Origin of the sequence: Staphylococcus sp. HMSC065D05, from assembly GCF_001813195.1 — a bacterium.
GTDB classification, from domain to species: Bacteria; Bacillota; Bacilli; order Staphylococcales; family Staphylococcaceae; genus Staphylococcus; species Staphylococcus epidermidis.
On the sequence record NZ_KV811763.1, the window covers coordinates 161,145 to 161,501 of the forward strand.

The 357-nt window shown below is 27.5% G+C and carries 1 CRISPR repeat array.

The features are described 5' to 3' along the window. Nucleotides 1-295: a CRISPR direct-repeat array (repeat unit 31 nt; unit sequence AGTACTCTGTAATTTTAGGTATAAGGTATAT). Nucleotides 296-357: the final 62 nt, after the last annotated feature.

Below are 357 nucleotides of genomic sequence, written 5' to 3' on the forward strand. Positions count from 1 at the left end.
AGTACTCTGTAATTTTAGGTATAAGGTATATTTATCTTCATCATTTGGACAAGCCCACATGGTTTTAGTACTCTGTAATTTTAGGTATAAGGTATATTTAAAGGACTTACAGATACATTTAGTATGAGTTTTAGTACTCTGTAATTTTAGGTATAAGGTATATGATAAGACGTTTACTCATAACAGAAACAGCGTTTTAGTACTCTGTAATTTTAGGTATAAGGTATATATATGAACACATTAAGCGGTTTAGATAAAAGTTTTAGTACTCTGTAATTTTAGGTATAAGGTATATAAAAAAAGAAGATGAAAATGCATTTGATAAGTTTTAGTACTCTGTAATTTTAGGTATAAGGT